Origin of the sequence: Frigidibacter sp. SD6-1 (genome assembly GCF_030143255.1) — a bacterium.
Taxonomy (GTDB): domain Bacteria; phylum Pseudomonadota; class Alphaproteobacteria; order Rhodobacterales; family Rhodobacteraceae; genus TMP-24.
This window is the reverse complement of sequence record NZ_JARJNR010000006.1, coordinates 1-23,585: the sequence shown is the minus strand read 5'-3', so window position 1 is coordinate 23,585 and position 23,585 is coordinate 1. Positions and strand designations below refer to the sequence as shown.

The window sequence follows — 23,585 nt, the reverse complement described above, 5'->3', positions numbered from 1 at the left end:
GGGCAGGCAGCGGGAACCATCGTTTCCGCAGCGGCTCGCCGATGGTAGGGGCCGGGCGAGTTCAGTCCTCAGCCATCTGGCGACGAAGCGATGCGGGGCGCATGTCTGTCCAGACCGTGGCGATATGGTCGAGGCAGGCGGACTTGGGGCCAAGGAACCCCTCGGCGGTCCAGCCAGCGGGAAGCGGCTTGCCCTCGGGCCAGATCGAATATTGTTCCTCGCCGTTCAGGACGACGGTGAAAAGCGGCTCTTCGGACATGTCTTTCTCCTGGTCTGGGGACGATGAAAGGGTAAGGCGGGCGCGAAGCGTCTGCCAGAGGGGGGGACGGTGGCGGGCGAAATCGGCTTCGAGCCGCTGGGCGGCCGCAAGAAGCGCCTGTTCCTCGCCGGGGCGCCCGACGAGCTGCACGCCCACCGGCAGCCCGTCGATGCAATCGACCGGCAGGACGATGACCGGATGGCCGGTGAGCGAGAAGGGGATGGTCAGGCCGATTGTCGCTTCCATGTAAGGCAGACGCAGCCTTCCCGCCGGAATGCGGCGCACGCTGAGCGGGCTCGGGGGTTTCGGCAGGTGACGGAAGGCGGCGGTGGCCGATACCGGAAGCAGGATCAGGTCCGCGGTTTCGAGTGCGCCGCTGACCTCGGCCCGTGCCGCGCCACGGTCGGCCTCGGCGCCTGCGGCAGTCTGCCCGGCAAGGCCGCGCAGAAGTGCCTGCCGGACCGGACGGCGACCGGAAGTGAGCGCAAGCGCACCCAGAAGGCGCCTGCGCCAGAGAGGCAGGCGGCGCGATGTGTCGCCGGTCAGGATCGCGCCATAGGCCCGCCAGGCGCGGCGCATGTCGAAGGCGCATGGCTCAAGGCGATGACCGGCCTCGGCGATCCAGGCCGATGCCTGCGCCAGTGCCGCGCGGGTCCGGGGGCAGAGCGGCAAGGGCGTGTCGGTGATCTGCGCGACGGTCAGCCGCCCCGGCGCGGCGTGGGCGGCCGGTTCGCCCGCAAGTGCTGCGAAAGCCTCGGCGAGATCGGCGCAGTCGCGCGCGATCAGGCCCGCCGACTGGAAGGGCGGGGCAGGGGCACCGCCGAAGGGCGGGATGTGGCCCGTCAGGTCGAAGCGCCCCTCGGTCATCTTCAGCGCGGCCACGCCGCAATAATGGGCAGGCAGGCGCACCGACCCGCCAAGATCGCTGCCGAGATCGAGCCGCGAGAGGCCTGCCGCGACCGCCGCCGCTCCGCCGCCGCCACTGCCGCCGGGCGTGTAGGCCGGATTCCACGGGTTCAGGACCGTGCCGAAGAGCGGGCTCATGCTTTGCGCATCGCCGCAGAGGGGCGCGAGGTTGGTCTTGCCAAGGATCACCGCGCCGGTGGCCTTCAGGCGCGCGACGAGCGACGCGTCTTCACCGGGCACATGGTCGGCAAGGGGAGGATGGCTTGCGGTCGTGCGCAGCCCGGCGGTTTCATAACTGTCCTTCACCGTGACCGGAACGCCGTAGAGCGGCCCGTCCGGCCCGTCGGCCGACAGGGGGGCGGGCGTTGCAATCGCGTTCAACTCACGCGCCTCGGGCCAGCGTTCCAACAGCCGCCGGGCATGCAGCAAGCGGTCGCCCGCCGCGCGGGCCTCTTCGGCGAGGCTGGACAGGCGCGCACTCATCCCATCAGCGCCTTCAGGCGGGCGATCAGAAGATCCTGTTCCTCGTGCAGGAAGAAATGTCCGCCGTCGAACCAGTGAAGTTGCCCCGGGGCGCTGCTTTCGCCGAACCACCCCTCGACGTCGCTTGCGGGCACACGTTCATCCCTGCGCCCGGCGAAGAGGTGCAGCGGCACAGGAAGCCGGATCGAGGGGCGGTAGTCGTACCGGTTCAGCATGGCGAAATCGGCGCGCAGGACGGGCGTGACGAGTGCCATCAGCTCCTCATGCGCCAGAACCTCGGCGGGTGTGCCGCCGAGGGTGCGCAGCCTGTCGCGGAACTGGGGCTCGGGCAGAAGATGCAGATCGTCCTTTTCCATTGCGGCAGGCCAGCGGCAGCCGGAGGCGACGAAGAGGCGCGGCAGCGGCAGATGCATGAGTGTCATGGCGCGCAGCGTCTCGAAGGCGAGAACCGCGCCCATCGAATGGCCGAAGACATGGCAGGGCTCCGGCCCGCCGAGGCGCGAGAGGGCGGCGGCGATCTGGCGGGCCTCGGCGCGCAGGTCCTGGGGCTGCGGTTCGCGCCGCCGGGGGCCCCGGCCGGGCAGGGTGACGACAGAAAGCGCGGTTTCCGGCCCGAGTGCCGCCGACCAGCCGAGGAAGGCGGACGGATTGCCGCCCGCGTAGGGAAAGACCACGAGCCGCCGCGTGGCGCCGGGTTTCGGCACATGGGCAAGCCAGTCGCCCTGGAGTGTGGCGCCCGTTGTCATTCGGCCGCCTCCGACCGGTCGTAGCGCACCTCGATCTTTCCTTCGGCCAATGTGATCACCCGGTCGGCCGTACTGTAATAGGCATCGTCATGGGTGATGGCGATCACCGCCTTGCCGCGTGCTTTCAGCTCCGGCAGCAGCTCGCGGTAGAACACCGCCTTGAACGCCGGGTCCTGATCGGCCGCCCATTCGTCGAACAGATAGACCGGCCGGTCCTCGAGCCAGGCCGAGACGAGCGCCAGCCGCTTGCGCTGGCCGGTCGAGAGATCGGTGGTCGAGAGCCTGCCGCCCGAGACGGTGACCTTCCGGCCAAGGCCGAGCCGGTCGATATAATGGCGGGCGCGGGCCTCGGTTTCCGGATCGTCACTGCCCGGCAATTCGGCAAAAAGGTGAAAATCGGCGAAGATCGCCGAGAAGATCTGGCGGTAGCGCGCGCGCTCCTCGTGGCGGACCGGCGCGCCGTCCACCTCGATCCGGCCGCTTTCCGGCGCATAGAGCCCGGCGAGGAGCAGCGCGAGCGTGGTCTTGCCGCTGCCATTGCCGCCCGCGAGGAGCAGGATTTCGCCGGGGCGGATCGCCAGATCGACCGGGCCGAGGGTGAACATGCGGTCGTCGCTGTCGGTCCGGTAGCTGTGGGTGACGCCCGCGAGCGTGATCTCGCGCGTCATCGGCAAGGCTACGGGCGGGCGGGCGTCAGGGGCGAGGCTGTCCGCGAGCCCGTCGATCCGCTTGAGCGCGACCGCCGACTGGCGGAGCGCGGGCAGGCTGATCATCGCCTCGGCCACCGGACGGACGAGATACAGCATGACGAGGACGGCGGGCAGCGCGTCGGCTCCGCCGAGCCAGGGCAGGAACAGGACCGCGCCGATCACCAGATAGAACAGGCTGTTGCCGAAATTTATCACGCGGATATAGCCGGACATGGCGCCGACATATTCCCGCGCGACGCCCGCCGCTGCCCGGCCGATCACCCCGTCCACATAATCGCTGCCGCGCGCGGCGTTCAGTTGCAGTTCCTTCGATCCGTCGACCAGCGCGCGCTGGGCGGTGTAAAGCCGGTCGATCTCTTCGCGCAGCGCGTGGATGCGGCGGATCGGGCGGCGTTCGGCCGCCTTGAAGAGGCTTGCCCCGGCGAGAAGGCAGAGAAGAACCACCGCGCAGACCTGCCAGCTGACCCAGGCGAGATAGGCGAAACAGCCGAGGATCAAGAGGAGATTGCCGATCAGAAGCGGGATGAGCTGCACCGCGCCCACGAACGTGTCCATGTCGCGGGTCAGGATCGTGTGCAGCGGCTGGCGGCCGATCTCCTGCAGGCGCCGGTGCGGCGTGGCCAAGAGGCGGCGGGCAAGCGAGAGGCGCAGCCCGAGGAGAACATCCTGGGTCAGTGCGATCAGCCGGTTTTCGGAAAAGACCCTCAGCGCGAAATGGCTGATGGCGGCGGCGAAGAAGGCGGCGGCGAGGGCCGCGCCCCGGGTCTCGGCCTGCAGGGCGCGGGTCAGGATCACCGCCATGGCGGCGGCGCTGATCCCGCTCAGCATGCTGGCGGCGATGGCGACGAGCGCGGCGCGCGGGTCGGCCTGAAAGAGGGTGGCAATCAGGCGTTTCATGGCGCGGGCTCCGCAAGAAGGGTGAGGCAGTCGCTGCCAGAGAGGCGCCAGCGCAGCATATGGTCGCGGCCCTCGAAGGCCAGGTGCAGCCGGTCGGGCGCAAGGCCGGTGATCCGGGCCTCGGTGAAGTCTGCCACCCGGCCGATGGCGGCCGAATGGGCCTTGTAGAAGGCTTCCTTGGCGGAAAAGACCAGCGTGACGAAGGCCGCAAAGCCAAGGCTTGCGGGCCGAACGGCCGCGTCGCCCGGTGCAAGGATCGCAGGCGCGAGCCGTTCGGCCTGTTCGGCGCCCATGACCTCTTCACAATCGAGACCGAGCCGTGCATGGCGCCGCGAGGCGATGGCCAGCGCCCGCCGGTCGGTATGGGTGATCGAGCCCACCGTGCCTGCGGGCCAGACCGGCGCGCGGCCGTTCTGGCCAAGCGCCTCGGGTGCAGCGAGGCGGCGGAGCGCATGGGCAGCGCATAGCCTGCCCGCCAGATATTCCCGCCGCCGCTTGCCCACCGCGCGGCCCAGCGTGTCGGGCAGGGCGATGGCATAGGCGCCAGTCTCGGCATCTTCATGGGCGAGCCCGGTTGCAGCCTCGTCCGCTGGATCGGCCTGCAGCCGCACCCCGGCCCAGACGAGGTCGGGCAGGTCGAAGGGGGCCGAGATGTCGAGCGCGCCGTCGATCATGCCGCCACCAGATAGGGAAAGGCTGGTGTCGTGAGGTGCGTGCGCAGCCGCGTCACCATTGCTTCGTCTGTGGCGAGGCCGAGTCGGTCGAAGAGCGCGCGCATCGGCGCCGTGCCGTCCGACGCGGCAAACAGCGCGCGCGCCTGCGGATCGGCGGGCTCGGCCGGGGCGGGCAGGCGTGCGGCGCGCGGCGACAGGCTGTAATGCCCGTCCTCGCCCAGAATGTAGGTGCGCGTCTCGCAGGTCGCGGGGCAGAAGGGGCGCGCGAGGAATTCGGCATTGACCTCGGCCCGGGTTCGCCTTCCCGGCCCATGGCCGAGATAGAACCAGAGCATCGGCGACTTCTCGACCATCAGGAGGTTGGCCACCTGCCAGCGGCGCATGTCATCTAGCGCGGCGAAGGCCTCGCCCGCCGGTCCGGTCAGCGCGAGGTCCCAGGAAAACTGGCCCGAGAGCCGGTCGAACTGGTTGACGCAGGGCTGGCCGAGGGCGAGGCCCGCGCGGGCGGCAAGTGCGGCGAGCGTTTCGACCGTGTAGGAATATTCGACCGGCTGCAGGAGCGAATCCGCCACCGCCGGTTCCGGCAGGTCGCGCTGCAGCGCAAGGAAATCCGCCATCGAGCCCGCCTGCGGAAAGGTCGCGACCATCTGCATCGTCATCGGCAGCTCTGCCGCGATATCGCCGCCGCGTCCGCTGGCACGCGACAGGGTGCGGATCGCCTTCTGGAAGGCGGTCGTGTGGGTGCGGTGGTAGTAATTGTAGACCATCAGCTCCATCACGCCGCACGGTCGCAGCGCGCGGGCAAGGGTGCCAAGCGGCACTTCGGGGTCGGCATTGTGATGGATGACACCGGTGCAGATCACATGGTCGAAGGCCGCCTCGTGGCGCGGCTCGTTCAGGCTCGCCTCTTCGAGCGTGAGGTTCGTCAGGCCAAGCTGGCGCGCGGTCTCGGCCGCGACCTCGAGCGAGCGGGTCGAGATGTCGGTGCCGAGGACGCGGGCGCCGGGGAAGCGCAGGGCGGTGATCACCGCCTGGTTGGTGCCGCAGCCCGCGACCCAGATGTCGCCATCGGCGGGCACGGCGGTCCCGTCGAAATCGCCCGCCTCCTGACAGAGGAAGCGCGCCTGGAAGGCAGGATCGGCCAGCGCCGTCAGGCTGAGCGGGCGCCAAGGGTAGTTGAAGCGGCCGTAGAAATCGCGGTTGATCCGGTCGATCTCGGCCGCATCGAGATCTTCGGCGGCATTGAAGGAAAGATAGTCGGTCATTCGGCTGGCGTTTCTTCGGGTTGGGGGGCGACGGCGGTCGAGCGGGAGGGCGGCGTGGCCAGTGCGGCCGCGATGCGGGCGGCCTGCTGCCCTTCGAGGATCGCGAAATGGTCTGCCTCCAGCCGCTCGGTCCGGACGCGCGGCAGAAGCCCGCGCCAGTCGGCGGTGCGTTCGTCAAGAAGCCCCTGATCGCGGGCGAGCCACAGGCGGGCGGGCAGTTCCACCGGGCCCGCCGGTTCATAGGCCGCGAGGGCGCGGGCGTTGCGCTTCCACACCGCCGCCACCTTGTAGAGGTAGGGTTGGCCGCGCGCGCCGTCCCGCTCGCCGCCGATCCGCCCGCCGATCCGCCCTGCGCGACGTTCGTCAAGCTCGCTCAGGAAGGCGGCTTCCGTCTCTGCCTCGGCCTTGCGGGTGCGCGGAAGCGGCGGGTCGATCAGGGTCAGGTCGAGGATCCGGCCCGGCGCGAGGCGTGCCATTTCGTAGGCGAGAAGGCCGCCGAAGGACCAGCCCGCGAGGCGCAAGGGCCCTGGCGGCAGGGCGGCGAGATAGGCGCGCGCCTTGCCGGTCAGGCTTTCCTCGGGCGCGCCCGGGTCGGTAAGGGCCGGGTCCTCGACCCCAAGGATCGCGGGGCCTTCCGGCAGGGCGGCGATCAGCGCCCGGTAGGCAGGCAGGTCGCCGCCGATCGGGTGCAGGAAGACAAGCGGCGGGGCGGTACCGGGGCGCAGAGTCACGGGTTGTGCGCCGGATTTGGCCGGACCTTCCGGCGCCTCAAGTGCGGCCGTGAGGTCGGAAAGGCTCAGCCGACCGGAGAGAAGCCGGGCAGGCGGGCGCTGCCCGGTCGCCTTCGCGACCGCGTCGAAGAGATCGAGCGCCAGAAGGGAATCGCCGCCGAGATCGAAGAAGGACGCGTCGGGATCGACCTCGCTGCGGCCGAGAAGGCTGGCGAAGAGCGTTGCCAGGTCTCCATTGTCGGTCCCTCTCGCAGGGGGCATCTCAGGCGCATCGAACCGCAGCACGGTTTCATGCGGCAGCGGGGACACAACAAGATGCGGCCGCCCGAGCGACAGCGCGCGGCGCAGGACCTCCATCCCTTCCCCGGCAGAGATCGCCATCGCGTCGAGCCTTTCGGCAAGCGCGGCCATCCGGCCACCGGAGGCGCGGACCTGCGCCGCCATGCCGACACCCTGCCAGGCGGGCCAGGACAGCGACAGGATGCGGGGGCCGGGGCCGGTCGCGCCCTCGGCCAGCGCGTCGAGCCAGGCGTTGGTGGCGGCATAATCGGCCTGGCCCGCGATGCCGGTTTCGGCCGAGAGCGATGAACAGAAGAGGACGAACTCCTCGGTCAGCGGCGCGAAATGGTCGAGGATCAGGCGGGCGCCGTCGCGCTTTGGCGCGAGGGTCGCGGCAAGGGCGCGGTCGGAGAGAAGCGCGAGCGCGCCGCCGCCCGGCAGCCCGGCCGCATGGATCGCGCCTGCAAGCCGGATGCCCGAGAGGCGCAGGGTTTCGGCATGTGCCGCCATCCGCCGGCCATCGGTCACGTCGCCCTGCCAGAGCGTCACGCGGGGGTGAACGGGGCCGCGGCCGCTGCGCGACAGAAGGATCACGCGGTTCGCGGGGTCTGCCAGCAGCGCCTCGGTCATCGCGGCGGCGATGCCGCCGCTGCCGCCGGTGATCAGGTAGGTGCCGTTGGGCAGCGGCGGCGCTGTAGTGGCGGTGCCGACAGGTGCGAGATCGCGGCGGAAGAGCCGCCCCGCGCGGAGCGCGAGCCAGTCGAAGGGCCGCTCTGGACCGGCGGGCGGAAGGGTGTCACGGTCGCTGCCGTCGATGAGCCTGAGGCGCAGGCCCGGAAGCTCGGCCGCCGCAACGCGGGCGAGCGCCGCGACGAGGGCGGCGGCGGGCTCGGTCATGCCTTCCGGGCCGAACGAACCGGAGGTGAAGAAAGTCACATGCGCGCCGAGGTCGCGCAGGCGGCCGCCGTGACCGCGCAGCAGCGCGAGTGCCTGGCTCACCGGATCGGAGGCTGCCGAAAGGTCGAGGCCGACATGCGCGCCGGGCGAGAGATCTTGCAGTTGCCTGTCGTCCGTCAGCCATACGGCTGCGTCGGCAGGCGCATGCCTCATCCCGATCCGCTGCCAGACCGGTTGCAGCAACCAGTCCTCGAGCGGTCGCCGCACGGGTGCGGCATCGCCAGCGACCTGCCTTGCAAGGGCCGGGTGCAGATGGTCGGTGAGGTCGAACCCGTAAGGCGGCAGGTCCCAGGCGGGGCGCGTGCCGGGCGTTTGCGGCAGGGCGGCGGCGGGAAGGCCCTCGCACCAGGCCTTCGCAAGCGCATCAGCCCCGGCCGGTGCGCTGCCCGACCAGCCCGTCGGCCGGTGGGCGCGCGCGGTGTCGAGCCCTGCGACGGCCTCCTCTGCGCCGGTGGCCGCGACAGCGGCCCGGACCGGCAGGCGGTCGTCGAGGCCGCGCGCGAGCGCGGCCGCGAGAGCGGCCGGGTCGGCCCCGGCGGCCAGCCGGTCGGCGACAGACGCCAGCCGCGCGCGCAGCGCGCTTTCGCTATGGGCGGCGAAGGGGAAGACGAGTTTGCCGTGCGGCGCCGCTTGGCTCTCGGTCGCCGCGGGCGAGAGCAGCAGGTGGGCGTTCGTCCCGCCCATGCCAAAGCTCGACACGGCGGCGAGCGGCCTTGCGTCGGGCCAGGGCTCGGCCCGCGTCAGGACGCGGAACGGAAGTCGGTTGAAGTCGAGCGCGGGATGGGCGCGATCGAAGCCGAAAGTCGGCGGCAGGCTGCTGTTCAGAAGCGAGAGAACCGTGCGGATCAACCCGGCGATGCCGGCGCCCGCGCCCAAATGGCCGATCTGGCTTTTGACCGAGCCAAGCGCCACCGCGCCCACGGGTTCCTGACCATAGACCGACGACAGGGCCTCGACCTCGATCGGATCGCCAAGTTCGGTCGCGGTGCCATGCGCCTCGACATAGCCTACTTCGGCGGGGCGGCGGCCTGCCTGTGCCAGAGCCGCCGCGATCACGCCGCGCTGTCCGGCGACCGAGGGGGCGGTGAAGCCGACCTTGCGGTTGCCGTCATTGTTGACCGCGCTCGCCTCGATCACCGCAAGGATACGGTCGCCGTCGGCCATTGCCCGGTCGAGCCGTTTCAGCACGACGATGCCCCAGCCGTTTGCGGGCACCGTGCCCTGCGCCCGGTCCGAGAAGGGGGCGCAATGGCCGTCGGCGGAAAAGATGTGGCCAGGCTGGTGGCGGTAGCCGTCTGCCGTGGCGATATCCAGCGCCACGCCCCCGGCAAGGCAGGCATCGGCCTCGTCCGCGAGGAGCATCCGGCAGGCCTGATGGACGGCGACGAGCGAGCCGGAACAGGCGGTCTGCACCGTCAGTGCCGGGCCCTCGAGGCCTAGCAGATGGGCGATACGGGTGGCGAGGAAGTCCTTTTCATGGACCACGGCGAGCCCGTAGTCGCTGGCCCCCGCCGCTTCGCCCGCCCGCAGGAGCGCGCGGTGATAGGTGTTCTCGCTGCTCGACAGCGCAAGGCCGATGCGCGGCTGGCGCCCGGGCGACAGGCCCGCATGGTCGAGTGCCTGCACCGCGCCCATCAGAAGATGGCGCTGCTGGGGGTCCATCAGCGCCGCGTCACGGTCGGTGAGGCCGAAGAAGGCGGGATCGAAGCCGAGCGGACGGTCGAGCATCGCGACCGCGTTCACATGGTCCGCACCCCGCGAGGCGCCGTGCCGGATTGCCTCGCGGCCGCTGCGGATCAGGTCCCAGAAGGCGCCGAGATCGCTGGCGCCAGGCACACTGGCCGCCATGCCGATGATCGCGACGCGCCGGTCGGCGGCGGTATCGGAGCTAGTGCCGAGAGGGGTTGCAACGGCTGCGCTCGTTGGCAGCACCGGACCGGTGGCGGACAGATGTGCGGCAAGATCGGCGATGGTCGGGTAAGTGAAGAAGTCGACGAGCTGAAGGCCGGGCAGCTCGGTCTTCAGCCGGGCATGGACCTTCATCAGCGCCAGCGATCCCGCGCCCGCATCGAAGAAATGCTGGCCGGGCGCGACCGGGTGGCCAAGCACTTCGGCGAAAACCGCCATCAGGCGGTCGCCCGGGTGGCCAGACATGGCGCGGGGCGACGGGGGCGCACCTGGCCCCGTCGAGCGCAACTGCGCGCGGTCGAGCTTGCCTGCGGGCGAAAGCGGCAGGCGGGCGCGCGGCAGGATGCGGGCGGGGCGCAGATGGGCGGGTAGAACCTCCGCCACGGCTGCGGCGACCTTTCCGGGATCGAGGGTTTCGGGCGTGACATGGGCGACGAGCGTCTCGCCCTCGGCCAGAACGGCAGCGCCGGTGACGCCCGGACAGGCGCGGAGCGCGGCCTCGATCTCTCCGGGTTCGATGCGAAAACCGTTCAGCTTGATCTGGTCGTCGGTACGACCGAGGAAGAGGAGGTCGCCCGATGCGAGGCGCCGCGCGCGGTCGCCGGTCCGGTAGTGCAGCCCGCCCGCCGGGTCGGGCAGGAAGCGATCGGCCGTCAGGTCGGGACGGTGGAGATAGCCGGACGAGAGGCCGGCGCCGCCGATGAAGATCTCTGCCTCCTCGTCCGGGCCCGCGAGGCTGCCGTCGGCGCGGCGGAGCGTGAGGCGCATGCCCGCGATCGCGCGACCGATCAGCATGGCGCCCTCTGCCTGCGGTAGCGCGCCCGCCCGTGCCCAGGCGGTGGCACAGCCGACGGTGGTCTCGGTCGGCCCGTATTCGTTGACGATCTGCGCGGCGGGGAAGCGCGCCAGCGCCTGGGATACGAGCGGCGCGGGAAGCTGCTCGCCGCCGACGACGAAAAGATGCGCGGCGGGGCCGGTGGCGCCACCGGCATAGGCGATGAGGGCAGCCAAATGCGAGGGGGTGAGCTTGAAGAGCCGCGGCTCGAGGCCGAGCGCCTCGCGCGCGAGGGCAGCGATCATTGTGTCGGTGCCGTCGCCGTCGGGCAGGATGACCGGGAGGCCCGCGAGAAGCGGACCGAAGAGCGAGGTAACCGTGGCGTCGAAGCTGAGCGATGTGCTGACGACGCCGCCCGTCAGGCCGGTCGCGCCGAGATAGGCGGTTTCGACATGGGAAAGATAATGGGCAAGGCAGGCGCGCCGGATCGGCACGCCCTTCGGGCGGCCGGTCGAACCCGAGGTGAATATGACATAGGCAAGATCGCCCTGCGGCACGGCTGCTGGCAGCGTCTGGTCAGCGCCCACGGGCGAGACGGCCGTTACCCCCGCTGGCAGTGGCGCGCTGCCGTCGGAGATGACATGGGTGAGGCGCGCGTCCTCGATCATTCCGGCAAGCCGGGCGGCCGGATAGGCGGGGTCGAGCGGCACATAAGCCGCGCCCGCGCGCAGGATGCCGAAGACTGACGCCACCATTTCGGGCGTCGGGCGCAGTGCGATGCCGACGAGCGCGCCCTGCCCCTGACCCTCGGCCAGAAGGCGGGCCGCGATCGCATCGGCGGCACGGTCAAGCGCGGCGAAGCTCATCGTCCGGCGGCCCTGGCGCACGGCGGGAAAGTCAGGCCGGTCCTGCGCATGAAGGGCAAGCCGCGCGAGCGGGTCGGGCAGCGGAGAGAGATCGGCGATCCTGCCTGCCCCGTCGGCGATGGCGGTCAGCGCCTCGGTGAAACGGGCCGCGAGGCGGGCGGCGAAGGCCGCGTCATGGCGGGTCAGGTCATGTTCGATCTGGCAGACCAGCCCTTCGTCGGTCACTGTGGCGAAAAGCGTCAGCGGGAAACGCGGCACGGTCCGTTCGGGATGGCGGAAGCGCGCCTTCAGGCCCGGCAGGCGGTGATCGGTGTTTTCCAGCACGAACATCGTGTCGAAAAGCCCGCCGTAGCTGCCCGTCGCGCGGCGGTCCTCCAGCATATGGTCATAGGCCACGTCATGGCTCGCCAGCATCGCGGCGGTTTCGCGGGCGACAGCGTCCAGCCAGTCGGATATCGGCGTCGCCGGGTCGATGCTGAATCGGCAGGCCTGGCTGTTGACGAACATGCCGACCGTCCGGTCGAACCCGTCCGGCCGCAGCCCGACCGGCACGCCAATGGACAGGTTGCTGCCAAGACCCATGCGCCATTCGGCGAGCGCAACGGCGCCGAGGAGCAGCGGAAAGAGCGTCTCGTTCCGCCGCGCGGCGAGGGTTTTCAGCCGGTCGAGGAGCGGGCGCGGCAGCGAAAAATGGCAAAGCCGTCCGGTCGGCTGGTCGGGCGCATACAGGGGATCGGCCTCGGGCGCCGGGAAGGCCGCCAGATGCGCGGCGCGGCTCTGGCGGCGGGTGCGGTAGGCTGGCGAGGCGAAGGTGGCGTCCTGCAGGCGCGGATAGCCGGAATAGTCGCCTGCGGGCGCCGGGTCCTGCCCCCGATAGAGCCGGGCAAGGTCGGCGAGAAGCAGATTGAGAGACGCGCCATCCACCACGGCGTGATGCAGGTTCAGAAGCAGGCTTTGGCCGCTGAGCGCGGCACGCAGAAGCGGGCCTTCGGCCAGGTCGAACGGCAGCGCGAAGAAGGCATCCGGGTCGGATACCTCGGTCAGCGGGATCGGGCGGGGCGGGGTGATGGTGATCATGAGCCGCCCGTCCGGCGCTTCGGCGAAGGCCGAGCGCAGTGCCGCATGATGCGCGAAGAGCCGGGTCAGCGCGGCTTCCATCGCCGGGCGGTCGATCGGATCCTCGAAATCGAAGCGCAGCGGAATGGAATAGGCGGTCGAGGCCGGTCGCATTTGCTGCAGCAGCCAGAGCCGACGCTGTTCGGCGGCGGCAGGATAGGACAGGAGCGGCGCATCGGTCGGCTGCTCGGCAGGCGCCGGGGCGGTCGGCGCGCGGGCGAGAAGGTCCGCGAGCGGCGCGCCGGAGAGGAGTTCGGCCACCGTTACTTCGACCCCCTCGGCACGGAGCCGCTGCACCAGACGCGCGGCCGACAGGCTGTCGCCGCCCATCTCGGCGAAGGTGCGCCCGGCGGGCGGCAGCGGTGTCAGTGCCAGCGCGGCCCGGTCGGCCTTGCCGTTCGGGGTCAGCGGCAGGCGCGGGCGGATGTCGTAGCGCTGCGGCAGCATGTAGGCGGGCAGGCTATCGGCCAGCGCTGCGGCAAGCCGCGCGGGCTCGGGCGCGGGCTCGCCCGCGACATGGGCAACGATCTGGCCGTCGCGCACCAGCACCACCGCCTGCCTTACGCCCGGCTCGGCCATCAGCCGCGTCTCGATCTCTGGCAGTTCGATCCGGTGGCCGCGCAGTTTCACCTGATGGTCAAGCCGCCCGCCGCATTCGATGCCTGCGGCGGTCTGGCGCCCGAGGTCGCCGGTCCGGTAATATCTTTCACCGTCGGCCCAGTCGGGCGTGACGAAACGGGCGGCAGTTTCCTCGGGCTGGCCGAGATAGCCGGACGTCAGCCCCGCGCCGCCAAGCCAGATTTCCCCCCATTCGCCGTCGGCGGCCGGTGCGCCGTCGCGGGTGATGACGGCGCAGGTCTCGCGCAGCGGCTGGCCGACCGGGATGGTGGCCGGGTGGTCGGCGCGCGCCCAGACCGACGGATCAATCGGATGGGCAAGCGCGAAGGTCGTGCATTCGGTCGGACCATAGATATTGCTGATCCGGCAGCTCATGCCGGGGTGATCGGCGCATAGACGGTGCAGGATCGCCGGATTGGCCTGTTCTCCGCCGAAGAGCACCTGGCGCAGCCCCCGAAGGACCCCGGGCTTCTCGCTGGCCAGGAGGTTGAAATAGGCCGTCGTCATGAAGGCGTCGGTCACTTCCGTGACACGCAGCCGTTCGGCGGCGCGGTCGAGATCGAGCATCTCCTCGTCGGAGAAACCGACCAGCGTCGCGCCGTTCAGAAGCGCGCCCCAGACCTCGAAACTCAGCGCGTCGAAGGCGGGGTTGGCCATATGGGCGATGCGGGCGTCCGTGCCGAGCCGGATATAGTCGGGCACGAGCGCGATGCGCAGGATGCCGCGTGCGAAGACCGGCATGACTTTCGGGTGACCGGTGGTGCCCGACGTATGGAACAGGCAGACGGGGCGGGCGGGGTCGTCGTCGAGGGAGGGCAGGGCGACTGCGTTGGCCCCGGCGGTCAACAGCGCTGCGGGAAGCGTCGGGCAGATACCGGGGGCGAGGCCACGCTCCTCTTCCGTCACCAGAAGCCGGGCCGCGCTGGTCCGCAGGAGCGAGGCGAGGCGCGCGGCGGGCAGCTTGGTGCCGAGCGGGAAGAAGCTGCACCCGGCCTTCAACGTGCCGAGGATGGCGATCAGAAGGTCGGCCGAGCGGGGAAGCGCGAGCGCCACGACATCGCCGGGTGCCGCGCCCCGTGCGATCAGCTGGCGCGCGGCGCGGTCCGACGCGGCGTCGAGCGCGCTGTAACTCAGCGCGCCAAGCAGCGCCGGGTGATCCGGACGCTGGCGGACCTGATCCTGAAAGAGGGAGACAAGCGACGTCATGGTCTGTCCTTCGGCGGCAGCAGCCGCCCGGTGAGAATCTTCTCGATAATCCGGCCGATGCGGGTCACGTCGGCACCTTCGAGCATGGTCGAATGGTCGCCGCCGGTGACCTTGAAGAGGAACGGCCCCTTGGCGCGCAGTCGCCAGAAGAAGCGCAGTGCCAGAAGCTGCAGGCGGCTGCGCCCGGCGATGGCCTGGATCAGCACGGTGCGGCCCCGGCTGGCACGGAAATCCCAGCGGCGCGAGGCGAGCGTGTTGTGATTGTAAAGCGCGTGATATTGGGCGATCTGCCCGTCCTCGATGCCGGGATACATGCCGTTGTAGGTCACGAGCTTCTGGCGGAAGGTCGCGGCATCGGCGGTCGTCTCGTCGGCCCGCAAGGCAGGATCGTCGCTGCCCATCGAATCCAGCAGGACCGCGGTCACATGGGTGATGCCGCGCTCGGCCAGCCGCCGCGCCATTTCATAAGCGACGAACCCGCCGAACGAGGCACCGGTCAGCACGCAGGGCCGGTCAAGGAGCGGTTCGACCAGCGTCAGGTAAAGGTCGGCCATCGCGCCTATGTCGGGCAGGAAGGCCTCGTCCGGCTCGACGCCGACCGACTGCACCCCCCAGACGCCGATATGGGCGGGCAGCGCCTTGGCGAGCGAGAGATAGCCATAGGCGGTGCCGCCTGCGGGATGGATGCAGATCACATTGGCCGCGCCGTCGCCCTGCCGGAAACAGACCGGGTTGGCCGAGGGCCTGCGGCCTTCGCCCGCGCGGATCAGCCCGCCCATCGCCTCGATCGTCGGATGGGCGACGATCTCGGTCGTGGCGAAGCGGGTGCCGAAGGCCTCGTTGATCCGGTAGATCGTCTTGATCGCCGACAGGGAATTGCCGCCGATGTCGAAGAAATTGTCCTTCACCCCGATCTCGGGATGCAGAAGGATCGAGGACCAGATGTCGTAGAGCCGATGTTCGATCGCGTCGCGGGGGCTTGCGGTATTGACCTGCTGGGGCCCGCCCGCGTCGAGCGCGGCAAGCGCGCGGCGGTCGATCTTGCCGCGTTCGGTCAGCGGCAGCTCGCCCAGCCAGACGAACCGGTCAGGCAGCATGTAGCTGGGCAGGACGCGGGCAAGCGCCTCGGCGATCCGTTCCTGCAGGCGGTGGGTGTCGGTCTGTGCCTCGGCCGCGACCGCATAGGCCACGAGCCGTTTGTCGCCGCGTTCGGCCACGTCGACGAAGGCGGCCCTCACCCCGGGCTGGCGCAGGATCTCGGCTGCGACCTCCTGCGGCTCGATCCGGTAGCCGCGGATCTTGACTTGGAAATCGCTGCGCCCGAGGCAGTCGAGCTGCCCGTCAGGCCGCCAGCGCGCGATGTCGCCGGTGCGGTAGAGCGTGTCGTGCCCCGGTGTGGCGAACGGGTTCGCCACATATTTCTCGGCCGTCAGTTCGGGGCGGTTGATATAGCCCGGTCCGAGGAAGGGGCCGGAGATGCAGAGTTCGCCGACGGCGCCCTCAGGCACCAGATGCAGCCGGTCGTCGAGCACATAGGCGTTGGTATTGCCGACCGGGCGTCCGATCGGCGGTGTGCCGTGGTGATCGGGGCCGAGGACGGCATAGACGGTGAAGACCGAGGCTTCGGACGGCCCGTAGATGTTCAGAAGCGGCAGGCCCCGGTCGCGCGGCAGCGGATAGGTCTGCAGCCGGTCGCCGCCGGTGCAGACCCATTCGACCGAGGCGGGCATGACAAGGCCCGCCGCGCACATCGCTTCCATCAGCCCGGTCGGAAGCCAGAAATGGCTGGGCCGCGCGCGGTCGATGGCGGCCTGCAGCCGGTCGCGGTCCGACAATGTCTCGGACGACAGGATTGCGAGGCGGCCACCCACGGTGAGGGTCGGCCAGATTTCCCACACGACCGCGTCGAAGGCGGGATTGGCCGAACAGGTATGGACCGAGCGGTCGGTGATGCCGGTCAGGCCGGTCTGCCAGAGGCACAGGTTGTAAAGGCCGCGGTGGGTGTTGATCGCGCCCTTCGGCATGCCGGTCGTGCCGGAGGTATAGACGATATAGCAGTTCTCGCCCGCATGGCGCGGCGGGTTTCCGGCGGGGCGGTGCGCCCAAGGTTCCGGCCGGTCGAGCATCAGCGCGCCGGGAAGTGCTGCAGCATCGGGCAGGCGCGATGTGGTCAGGATCACCTCCGCCCCGCAATCTTCCTGGATGCGCCGCAGCCGTTCGGGCGGCACGTCGACCGGCATCTGCACGAAGACCCCGCCCGCCTTGTTGGCGGCAAGAACGGCGATCACCATCTCGGCATGGCGGCCGGTGGCGATGCCGACGCTGTCGCCAGTGCGGAGGCCCCGCGCGATCAGGTGGTGGGCAAGGCGGTTGGCCGCCCCGTTGATCTCGCCATAGGTCCAGCGCCCGTCGCCTTCCTCGACGGCGACCGCGTCGGGCTGGCGCGCCGCCCAGCCTTCGATCTGCTCGTAGGGTTTTGGCGGGGGCTCGGGATGGTCCATCCGGACGCCGGTGCCGAGTGTCAGAAGCGCCTCCGCCTCGGCGGGCGAAACGACCGGCAGGTCGCCGACCCGTGTGCGCGGATCGCGCGCTACGGCATCGAGCAGCGACAGGAACCCGCGGTTCAGCCTTGCGATCCCCGGCGCCTCGAAAAGGTCGGTGGCGTAGGACCAGTCGAGGTCGAGCCCCGCCTCGCCCCGGTCGGCGATGGCGAGCGACAGTTCGAACTTCGCGGGTGCTACCATCGGTTCGACGCCGGTGAAGGTGAGGCCGGGAAAGGAAAAGCCCCTCTCCTCGGCCTGGGCCAGCGAGAAGGCGATCTGCACCAGCGGCGTGTGGCTGAGGCTGCGCGTGGGGTTCAGCCGTTCGACGATCATCTCGAACGGCAGGTCCTGATGCGAGAAGGCGTCCGCCGTGCGCCGCGCGCAGGCAGAGAGGAAATCGGTGAAGCTTTCCTCGGGGTCGGGGGTGGCGCGCAGGGGCAGGGTGTTGACAAGGAAGCCCACCATTTCCTTCAGCTCGTCGCGCTCGCGCCCCGCGACCGGGCAGCCCACCACCAGATCACGGGCGCCCGACCATCGGTGCAGAAGGGCGGCGTAGGCGGTGAAGAGGAGCGTGAAGAGGCTGACACCCCTGAGCCGCGCGAGGTCACGCAGCAGCGCGGTGGTGTCGGCCGGGATCGCGCCGCGCAGGCTGCCGCCTGCCGATGTCAGGACCGGCGGGCGGGGCCGGTCGGTCGGCAGGTCGTGAACGTCGGGCACGCCCTTGAGTTCGCGTGCCCACCAGTCGGCGAGCGCGGCGCCGCGCCGCTCCACCAGCTGGCGCTGCCAGCGGGCGAAATCGGCAAATTGCAGGCGCGGCGCGGGCAGCTCCTCGCCCGCATAAAGCCGCGCGAGTTCGTCCAAGAGCACGCCGTTCGACCAGCCGTCAGTCGAGATATGGTGAAGCGTGAGGAAGAGGCAGTGCGCCGCCGGGCCGGTCCGGGCCAGGCGCGCGCGCAGCATCGGGCCATTGGCGAGGTCGAAACGGGCCATCGCCTCGGCGCGGCCAAGGGCCGTCAGAGCGGCGGCGGGATCAGCCTCGGCCGAGAGATCGGCAAGGTCGAGGATCACGGGCGCGGGCGGCAGTACATGCTGCACCGCGCCCTCAGCCGTCGGGCGGACCACGGTGCGCAGGATGTCGTGCCGCGCCACAAGCGCGGTCAGGGCGCGTTCAAGCGCGGGTATGTCGAGCGCGCCCTGCACCGACAGGACGATCGGCACGGTATAAAGGCCCGCCGCTGCCTCCATCTCCTCGATCACCCAGAGACGCTTTTGCGAGAAGGAGAGCGGCTCGCCCCCCTCGGGTGCCACGCCCGGCAGGATCGGGTCGGCCTGCGCCGCCGCATCCTCGGCCAGCGCGGCGAGCCAGGCGGTGATCGCCGGTTTCTCGGTCCGGATCCGGTCCAGAAGGCCGTCCGGCACCGGCCCCTTGCCGGAAACCGCAAGCTGGCCGTCCTTCAGCCAGAGCCTGACGCCCGCGCCGCTGGCCTCGCGAATGATGTCGGCGATGGTCATATCAGGATCGTCTCCGTTTCGGTGGCGTTGTCGGGGGCGGCGGTCATGGCGATGGCGTCGAGCGCGGCGGCGAGCGCCTCGACGCTCGGCTCGGCGAGGAAGGTGCGCAGCGAGACGGCAATGCCGGTCTCGCGCTGCAGCTCGGCAAGCATCCGCAGCGCCGCGATCGAATGGCCGCCGAGGCGGAAGAAATCGTCGGTCGCGCCGACATCCGGCTGCGCGAGGATTGCGGCCCAGATTGCCGCGACCCTCGCCTCGGTCGGGCTGCGCGGGGTGACGACAAGGCGTTGTTCCCGGGTTGGAGAGGGCAGGGCGCGGCGGTCGACCTTGCCGTTCGCGGTCAGCGGCAGGGCGGCGAGCGCGACGATACGGGCGGGCATCATCGCCGGTGCAAGGCGGCGGGCGAGGCCCGCGCGCAGCTGTGCCGCATCCGGGCCGCCGACGACCCAGGCCAGAAGCTCCGCCGCACCGTCTGCGCCCGGGCGCGCCATCACCACCGCCTGCGCCGCGCCTTCGGCAAGAAGCGCGGCCTCGACCTCGGCCGGTTCGATCCGCATGCCGCGGATCTTGATCTGGTCGTCGGCGCGGCCGAGATAATCGATGGCGCCGTCGGGCCGGAAGCGGCCGATATCGCCGGTGCGGTAAAGGCGCGATCCGGCCGGGCCGAACGGGTCGGGCAGGAAAGCCGCCGCCGTCAGGTCGGGCCGGTTCAGGTAACCGCGCGCGAGGGCGACGCCGCCGATATAGACCTCGCCCGCGACGCCGGGCGGCACCGGCGATAGCCCTTCGTCCAGTACATGCATCGTCACATTCGCGATGGCCCGGCCGATCGGCACGCTTTCATCGCGCTCCGATGGCGTGCAGGTCCAGGCGGTGACATCCACGGCGGCCTCGGTCGGGCCGTAAAGGTTGTGAAGCGCGGCTTGCGGCAGCAGCTTGTGGAAGCGGCGGACGGTCGCCCGTGGCAGCGCCTGGCCCGAACAGAAGACCGCGCGGAGCGAACCCGCGGCGCCCGCATCCCCGGCGTCGAGGAAGACGTCGAGCAAGGGCGGCACGAAATGCAGCACCGTCACCGCCTCCTCCCGGATCAGGCGCGACAGGTAGGCAGTGTCGCGGTGGCCTTCGGGGGCGGCGATCACCATCGTGGCGCCGCACATCAGCGGCAGGATCAGTTCCCAGACCGATACGTCGAAGCCGATGGGCGTCTTCTGCATCACCCGGTCGTCGGGGCCGAAGCCATAGGCCTCGCCCATCCACAGCAGCCGGTTGACGATGGCCCGGTGGGGAACCGCCACGCCTTTCGGGCGGCCGGTCGAGCCGGAGGTGAAGATCACATAGGCGGTATGATCAGGCCCGGCGACCGGATCGGGGTTGGTGTCGGGCTGGTCCTGCGGCTCGTGATCCGGCCCCAGAAGCATCACCTCGGCGCCCGGGATACCGGCGAGATGCGGCTGGGCGAGGATCAAAGCGGGCCGGGCATCCTCGATCATCATCGCGCGACGCTCGGCGGGATAATCGGGCGGCAGCGGCATCCAGGCGCCGCCCGCCTTGAGGATGGCGAGGATGGCCACGATCATCTCGAACGACCGCTCGACCGCCAGGCCGACGGGCGTGTCGGGCCCGACACCGCGCGCGCGCAGGGCATGCGCCAGCCGGTTGGCGCGGGCGTTCAGGGTGGCGAAATCCATCGCCCCGCCTCCAAACCGCAGGGCTGTCCGGTCGGGGTGGCCCGCCGCCGCCCGCTCAATCAGCGCTGTGAGGGTCGTGTCGGCGTCGGCATAGACGGTCTGCGTGGCGTTCCAGCCTTCGAGCAGCTTGCGATCCGTGCCGGAAAGCGCAGGCATGTCGGCGACCGAACTGTCGGGCGTCTCGGCGACCATCCGCAGCGCGGCGAGGCAGGTGTCGGCCATACGCCGGACGGTCGTCTCGTCGATCCGGGCGCGGTCGAAGGCGAAGTTGAGCGACAAGGTGCTGCCGCGCTGCACCGCATGCAGCGTCAGCGCGAAATTCGTGGCCTCGAAAGAGGAATGATCGACCAGATCGGGTGCGTCGGTCCCGGCTGCGGTGAGCGCGCGGTCCAGAACATGGAAGTTGATGAAGTTGAAGACCACATCAAAGAGCATGGCGCGGCCATGGTCCTCGACGATCTGGGCGAGCGGATAGAAACGGTGCGCGGCAAGGCCAAGCTCCGCCTCGAACAGGCGCGCGGCGAACAGGCGCCAGCTGTCGGTGCCGAGTGTCAGCCTGAGCGGCAGGCTGTTGAGGAAGAGCCCCAGCATCCGCTCGCCATCGGTGCATTCGGGGCGCGTGTGGGTAACAAGGCCGGTGGTGACATCGCTTGCGCCGCCCCAGACCGACAGCATCTTCATATGTGCGGCAAGCAGCAGCGTCCGGACCGGTACGCCAAGTTCTCTGGCACGCGCTTCCAGCCCGGCCGCGAGGCCCGCATCAAGCGCGACGGGCAGCGAGCCGTGACGCGGCGCGCCCGCTGCGGCCGGTTGGGCAGGCGGCAGTTCAAGCAGCCGATGCCCCTCGAGCGCATCGGCCCAGAAGGCGCGGGCCGCGCCCGAGGCGAGTGCGGCCTCTTCGGCATGGGCCGCGACCGACGGGTCATTGGCCAGGGGCAGCGGCGCGGGGTTTTCGCCGCGCCCGATCCGGGCCCAGAGATCGAGAAGTTCCGCCTGCAGGGCCGCGACGCTCCAGCCATCGAGGATCGCGTGGTGGAAGCTCAGGGTGATCTGCACATCGTCAGCATCCAGCACATGGACGATCACGCGCAGAAGCGGCGCCTCTTCGGCCACGAAGGGGCGCGCACGCTCGGCCTGCAGATCACGCTCGATCCGCGCCTGCCGGGCCTCAGGTGGCTGCGCCGTCAGGTCGGCGACCTCGACCGGCAGCGGTACGTCCGCCCAGACGAGCTGCATCGGGCGCGCGAAACGCTGCAGGTCGAATGAGGATCGCAGCACCGGATGGCGCGCGACGAGAAGCCTCAGCGCGGACCGGAAATGCGCCTCGTTCCAGCCAAGGCGCAGCCGGAAGGAAAAGACATCGTGATAGAGGCCAGACGCCGCCTCGGCGGCGCCATGGAAGAGCATGCCAAGCTGCAGCCGGGTCATTGGCCAGGCGGTCTCCGCTCCCTGGGGCAGACGGGCGCGATCCTCTCTGGACAGGGTCGGTGCGGTGGCGGCGGGCGCCGCAGCCGCCAGCGTCGCCAGCGCCGCAACGGTCTGATGGCGGAAGATCGCCTCGACGCTCAGCGAAAGGCCCGCCTCGCGTGCCCGGGCTGCGACCGTGACCGCGCGCATCGAATCCCCGCCCGCGGCGAAGAAATTCTCGGTCACGCCAACCGCCGGCCGGTCGAGAACCTCGGCCCAGATACGCGCGAGCGCCGCCTCGGTCGGCGTGCGCGGCGGCACGATTTCCGCCGCCGGTTCGGCGCCGGACGGGTCGGGCAGGGCCGTGCGGTCGACCTTGCCGTTCACAGTCAGCGGCAGCGCCTCGACCGCGATGAAGGCCTGCGGCACCATATAGGCGGGCAGCCGGTCGGCAAGCGCCGCCCGCAGATCGTCGGCGCCAAGGTCCGAGACATGCCAGGCCAGAAGCCGCCCGTCGCGCGCCGCCGCATGTGCGGCCCGGACGCCCGGAATGGCGGCGAGCGCCGCCTCGACCTCGCCAAGCTCGATCCGGAAGCCGCGCACCTTCACCTGCTGATCGGCGCGCCCGACATAGTCATATCCGCCATCCCGGCGGCGACGGGCAAGGTCGCCGCTGCGGTACATACGCGATCCGGGCGGGCCGTAGGGGTCGGGCAGGAACCGTTCCGCCGTCAGGTCGGGCCGGTTCAGATAGCCGCGCGCCAGCCCCGGACCCGCGACGTAGATCTCGCCGGGGATGCCGGGCGGCAGGGGCTCCAGCGCGGTGTCGAGGACGCGGATTTCCAGATCGGGGATCGGCCCGCCGATGGCGTTCGGCGCGGTCTCGTTGGCGGTCAGCGGCTGATAGGTGACATGGACGGTGGTCTCGGTGATCCCGTACATGTTCACAAGCTGCGGGCCTGTGTCGCCCTCGGCCGCGAACCAGGGCGAAAGCGCCGCCCGGTTCAGCGCCTCGCCGCCGAAGATCACGCGGCGCAGCGCAAGCTTCGGCGCCGCGCGGCCCGTCCGGTGGGCGACGAGCTGCTGGAAGGCCGAAGGCGTCTGGTTGAGGATCGTCACGCCTTCCTCGACCAAAAGCCGCTCGAAGGCGGCGGGATCGCGCGAGGTGGCCCAGGGCACCACCACAAGCGTACCTCCGTGCGAGAGCGCGCCGAAAATCTCCCAGACCGAGAAATCGAAGGCGAAGGAGTGGAAAAGCGTCCAGACATCGCCGGGCCCGAAGCCGAACCAGTGATCGGTGGCCGAGAACAGCCGGACGACGGACTGATGACTGACCATCGTGCCCTTTGGTCTTCCTGTCGAGCCTGAGGTGTAGATGAGGTAGGCGAGGTTCTGGTTTGTGGTTCGGGTTTTGGGGTGAGTGTTTGGGTGGTGGGATGTGTTGGTTGTGAGGGTGGTGATGGGGGTTTTTGTGATTGGTTCGAGGCGGGATGCGGTTTTTGCGTCGGCGAGGATGAGGGTTGGGTTGGCGTCCTCGATCATCATCGCGAGCCGTTCGTCGGGATGGTCGGGGTCGAGGGGCAGGTAGGCGGCGCCGGTCTTGAGGATGGCGAGGAGGCCGGTGATCATCGCGGCGGAGCGGTCGGCGGCGAGGGCGACGATATGGTCGGGGCCGAGGGTGCGGGGGGCGAGGTTTCTGGTCGCCGCCTCGGCGATCAGGTGGTGGGCGAGGCGGTTGGTCTCGGCGTCGAGCTCGGCGTAGGTCAGGCTCAGCGCGCCGTCGCGCAGCGCGATGCGGCCCGGGTGGCGGCGGGCGGCCTCGGCGAAGAGGTCGGCGAGCGTGGGTCCGGCGGTTGGCCCGGCGGTTGGGCCGGGGGTGGGTCCGGGGGTGGGTCCGGGGGCGTCGCTGGTGGCGTCGCCGGGGGCTGAGGGCTGCTCCGTAGCCCGGCCCGTGGCGGCGGGGCTGCCCTCTTCGCCGCGGCCGGGCGGCAGGGTGGGCGCGGCAGCGGGGGTGGCTCCGGGTGCGGGTCCGGGCGCGG

The 23,585-nt window shown here is 70.5% G+C and carries 8 protein-coding genes; all 8 read right to left on the bottom strand.

The window, feature by feature from the left end:
- Positions 1-61: 61 nt before the first annotated feature.
- Positions 62-1,648 carry an amidase family protein gene (locus P0645_RS12045; RefSeq protein ID WP_284164835.1) on the bottom strand — a complete coding sequence of 529 codons (1,587 nt, stop codon included), beginning with the start codon at positions 1,646-1,648 and terminating at the stop codon, positions 62-64.
- Positions 1,645-2,394, bottom strand: a complete 750-nt coding sequence (locus tag P0645_RS12040) for a thioesterase II family protein (protein ID WP_284164834.1) — start codon at positions 2,392-2,394, stop codon at positions 1,645-1,647. Before P0645_RS12040 ends, P0645_RS12045 begins: the two co-directional genes overlap by 4 nt.
- Positions 2,391-4,001, bottom strand: a complete 1,611-nt coding sequence (locus P0645_RS12035) for a cyclic peptide export ABC transporter (protein ID WP_284164833.1) — start codon at positions 3,999-4,001, stop codon at positions 2,391-2,393. The genes P0645_RS12040 and P0645_RS12035 overlap by 4 nt, the downstream gene beginning before the upstream one ends.
- On the bottom strand, positions 3,998-4,675 hold the full coding sequence (locus P0645_RS12030) for a 4'-phosphopantetheinyl transferase family protein (protein WP_284164832.1): 678 nt from the start codon (positions 4,673-4,675) through the stop codon (positions 3,998-4,000). Before P0645_RS12030 ends, P0645_RS12035 begins: the two co-directional genes overlap by 4 nt.
- Complete coding sequence (locus P0645_RS12025; protein WP_284164831.1) at positions 4,672-5,940, bottom strand: class I SAM-dependent methyltransferase; 1,269 nt, start codon at positions 5,938-5,940, stop codon at positions 4,672-4,674. The genes P0645_RS12030 and P0645_RS12025 overlap by 4 nt, the downstream gene beginning before the upstream one ends.
- A complete protein-coding gene (locus P0645_RS12020; protein WP_284164830.1) occupies positions 5,937-14,396 on the bottom strand; it encodes a non-ribosomal peptide synthetase in 8,460 nt (2,819 codons plus the stop codon). The genes P0645_RS12025 and P0645_RS12020 overlap by 4 nt, the downstream gene beginning before the upstream one ends.
- Positions 14,393-18,451 carry a non-ribosomal peptide synthetase gene (locus tag P0645_RS12015; protein ID WP_284164829.1) on the bottom strand — a complete coding sequence of 1,353 codons (4,059 nt, stop codon included), beginning with the start codon at positions 18,449-18,451 and terminating at the stop codon, positions 14,393-14,395. Before P0645_RS12015 ends, P0645_RS12020 begins: the two co-directional genes overlap by 4 nt.
- On the bottom strand, positions 18,448-23,585 hold a 5,138-nt coding region (locus P0645_RS12010; protein WP_284164828.1), incomplete at its 5' end, for a non-ribosomal peptide synthetase. The genes P0645_RS12015 and P0645_RS12010, both read right to left, overlap by 4 nt.